General features: G+C 46.3%; 5 protein-coding genes. 2 read left to right on the forward strand and 3 right to left on the reverse strand.

Annotated elements, in window-relative coordinates:
* The coding region (locus tag QTO00_RS16090; protein ID WP_331425697.1) for a YeaH/YhbH family protein at positions 1–1,247 on the forward strand (1,247 nt) is incomplete at its 5' end.
* A gap of 9 nt (positions 1,248–1,256) precedes the next feature.
* Positions 1,257–2,795: a SpoVR family protein gene (locus QTO00_RS16095; protein WP_331425698.1), complete on the forward strand. Its 1,539-nt coding sequence runs from the start codon at positions 1,257–1,259 to the stop codon at positions 2,793–2,795.
* A 43-nt stretch (positions 2,796–2,838) separates the two neighbouring features.
* Here QTO00_RS16095 and kdsB read toward each other — a convergent pair whose 3' ends face one another.
* From kdsB to QTO00_RS16110, 3 genes are all read right to left on the reverse strand, one after another.
* Positions 2,839–3,591, reverse strand: coding sequence for a 3-deoxy-manno-octulosonate cytidylyltransferase (kdsB, locus tag QTO00_RS16100; RefSeq protein WP_331425699.1), 753 nt, complete (start codon positions 3,589–3,591; stop codon positions 2,839–2,841).
* Positions 3,591–3,770, reverse strand: a complete 180-nt coding sequence (locus tag QTO00_RS16105) for a Trm112 family protein (RefSeq protein ID WP_038207188.1) — start codon at positions 3,768–3,770, stop codon at positions 3,591–3,593. The genes kdsB and QTO00_RS16105 overlap by 1 nt, the downstream gene beginning before the upstream one ends.
* Positions 3,751–3,927: tetraacyldisaccharide 4'-kinase (locus QTO00_RS16110; RefSeq protein WP_331425700.1), on the reverse strand; the 177-nt coding region annotated here is incomplete at its 5' end. The genes QTO00_RS16110 and QTO00_RS16105, both read right to left, overlap by 20 nt.

Genomic DNA, 3,927 nt, shown 5'->3' on the forward strand with positions numbered 1-3,927 from the left:
TGAACGGCAAGAATAAAAGTGCGGTTAACCGCCAGCGCTTTTTACGCCGCCATAAAGAGCAGATTAAAGAATCTGTGGCGGATGCGGTAAATCGCCGTTCAATCACCAATACGGAAACCGGCGAAGACGTTGCGATTCCGCACAAAGACATCAAAGAGCCGGTATTTCATCAAGGTAAAGGCGGCTTAAAAGAGCGTGTTCATCCTGGTAACGACCAGTTCATTACCGGGGACAAAATCGAACGACCAAAAGGTGGCGGCCAAGGTGGAGGCTCGGGTGAAGGAGAAGCCAGTGCTGACGGCGAAGGCCAAGACGATTTCGTATTCCAGATCTCCAAAGACGAGTACTTAGATATTCTATTTGAAGACCTAGAACTACCAAACTTAGAGAAAAACCAAATCGCCAAAATCACTGAGTGGAAAACCCACCGGGCTGGCTATCAAACCGCAGGCGTGCCTGCAAACATTGCTATTGTAAAATCTCTCCAACAATCGCTCGCTCGTCGTACTGCAATGACTGCGGGCAAAAAACGCATGTTGCGAGAACTCGAAGAAGAGCTCGACCGGGTAAAAATGTCGGAGCCAGCTCAGTTGCTAGAAGAGAAGCGTATTCAAGAGGAGATCCAAGCTTTACGTCGTAAACTAAACAGTGTTCCTTTTATCGACACCTTCGACTTACGTTTCAAAAACTACGAACGCCGACCAGTACCGTCTAGTCAGGCGGTAATGTTCTGCTTAATGGACGTGTCCGGCTCTATGGACCAGGCAACTAAAGATATTGCTAAACGTTTTTACGTACTGCTCTATCTATTTTTAACCCGTACCTACGAGAACGTAGAAGTGGTGTTTATTCGCCACCACACTCAAGCAAAAGAGGTCGATGAACATGAGTTTTTCTATTCGCAAGAGACAGGGGGAACCATTGTTTCAAGTGCGTTGAAACTCATGAATGAAATCGTTGCTGAACGCTACCCTACTGGTGAGTGGAATATCTACGCAGCTCAAGCGTCAGACGGTGATAACTGGGCAGATGATTCGCCAAGATGCCGTGAGCTATTAACTAAAAACCTATTGCCAAACTGCCAGTACTATTCATACATCGAAATCACTCGCCGCTCTCATCAGACTTTGTGGCACGAGTACGAAAAGCTAGAGGATGCTTTCCCGAATTTTGCGATGAAAAACATACGCAGCGTCGAGGATATTTTCCCTGTATTTAGAGAGCTTTTCAAAAAAGAGACTGCTTAGGGAGGCCGTATGACAACAAAAACCAAGAAGCCAGCAAAGAACAAGGCGCTACCGGATGGCCCAGACTGGACGTTTGACCTACTCGAACGCTATCACGTAGAGATCAAGCGTGTTGCTGACCACTATAAACTTGACGCTTACCCTAATCAGATTGAGGTCATTACTTCAGAGCAGATGATGGATGCCTACTCAAGTATCGGTATGCCAATCAATTACAATCACTGGTCTTTCGGCAAAAAGTTCATTCAGACAGAGCAAGGCTACAAACATGGTCAGATGGGCTTGGCCTATGAAATCGTGATTAATTCCAACCCTTGTATTGCCTACTTGATGGAGGAAAACACGGTGACGATGCAAGCGCTGGTTATGGCTCACGCATGTTACGGTCACAATTCGTTCTTTAAAGGCAATTACCTGTTCCAAACTTGGACTGATGCGAGCTCCATCATCGATTATCTGCTATTCGCTAAGAAATACATCGCTGAGTGCGAACAGAAATATGGCGTGCAAGAAGTGGAAGACCTACTCGACTCCTGTCATGCACTAATGAATTTTGGTGTAGACCGTTACAAACGACCAGAAAAGATATCCATTGCCGAGGAAAAATCTCGTCAGGAAGAGCGTGAAGCTTACCTTCAATCTCAAGTAAACGACTTATGGCGTACAGTACCTAAGACCGCCGTCGAACCCGAAAGTGAGAAAGTACGCTTCCCTAGTGAACCGCAAGAGAACATTCTCTACTTTATTGAAAAGCATGCCCCGCTACTCGAGTCTTGGCAACGCGAGATTGTGCGTATCGTGCGTAAAATTAGCCAGTACTTCTACCCACAGAAACAGACCCAAGTGATGAATGAAGGCTGGGCAACGTTCTGGCACTACACCATTCTTAACCACTTATACGACGAAGGCTTAGTGACTGATAGGTTCATTCTCGAGTTTCTACATAGCCATACAGGCGTCGTTGCGCAACCCCCTTACAACAGCCCATATTTTAGTGGTATTAACCCTTACGCTTTGGGTTTTGCCATGTTTCGCGATATTCGACGAATCTGTGAAGAGCCAACCGATGAGGATAAAGAGTGGTTCCCAGATTTAGCCGGAACAGACTGGCTAGAAGCGGTGCATTTCGCCATGCAGAACTTCAAAGATGAAAGCTTCATTAGCCAATACTTGTCACCGAAACTGATGCGCGACTTTAAACTGTTTGCCATCGTCGACGATGACCGTAAAAACTATATTGAGGTCAGTGCAATCCACGATGACAGCGGCTATAGAGCAATCAGAGAGAAGCTCGCTGCTCAGTACAACTTAAGTAACTTAGAACCGAACATCCAAGTGTTCAATGTGGACGTTCGTGGTGACCGTTCACTCACCCTACAGTATGTCCCACATGACCGAATTCCGCTTGATGAGGGCTACGATGAGGTATTGAAACACCTATACCGCTTATGGGGGTTCGATGTCATTCTTGAGGAGGTCAAAGACAGTGGCCGCAGAGAGATTCTAGGTACCTGTCCAAAACGCAACGACTACGACGCTAAGATTTAACGTCCCAATCGCTACTCACAAAAAAGGCCCATCTGGGCCTTTTCTATTTGTTGGCAATAATGCTTCTTACTCCTTCTAAATCTTCTGGGGTATCTACTCCAGCCGCAGGCGCTTCTTTTGCTACTTCAACATGGATTTTTTCACCATACCAAAGCACACGCAGCTGCTCTAAACACTCAATCTTCTCAAGGACAGTGGGCTGCCAATTAATGTAAGTATTAATAAAGCCAGCACGGTAGGCGTAAATACCAATGTGGCGCATTAATGGCTGTTTGATTTCCTTTGCATCATTGGCAAAATGATCGCGATCCCATGGAATCGTAGCGCGACTGAAGTACATGGCGTAACCATTTTTATCGGTAAGAACTTTCACCGCATTGGGGTTGAACACCTCGGCTTCGTCACTGATCTCAACGGCTAATGTCGACATAGGCGCAACGCTGTTGGCGAGGTTTTCGGCGACCTGGGCAATGATAGCAGGCGGAACCAAAGGCTCATCGCCTTGAACATTGACGATAATATGGTCATCAGCAATCGCCATTTTCTCAACCACTTCAGCCAAGCGCTCAGTGCCTGATTCATGGTCTTGTGATGTCATGCATACTTGACCACCAAAAGCCTCAACCGCTTGTTCCACACGAACATCGTCAGTTGCAACAATGACATTATCAGCGCCCGCCTGCACTGCTTGCTCGTACACCCATTGAATCATCGGCTTGCCGCCGATATCTGCCAAAGGCTTACCCGGAAGGCGAGTGGACTGATAGCGAGCCGGGATAACCACTGTAAAAGACATTATCTGCCCTCGTCCATGCTGATTTTACGCGCTTCTGGTTCAAGCAGTACTGGGATACCTTCTTTGATCGGATAAGCAAGGCGATCTAACTTACAAATCAACTCTTGTTTATCTTTATCAAACGTTAATTTTCCCTTACATGCAGGACATGCAACAATCTCAAGCAGTCGATGATCCATACTGTTCCTTAACCTCTTTAATTTTATTCAAAATGCGCGCTTCATCATGGGTTGCAAACTCTGCACTGACTGGCAAATACCACCAGTTATCTTGCGCATAGCTTGAACACTTTACCGCATCTTTTTCGGTCATAATCATATGCTCGCCTTTCGCGGC

Origin of the sequence: Vibrio sp. M260118 (genome assembly GCF_036533755.1) — a bacterium.
Taxonomy (GTDB): domain Bacteria; phylum Pseudomonadota; class Gammaproteobacteria; order Enterobacterales; family Vibrionaceae; genus Vibrio.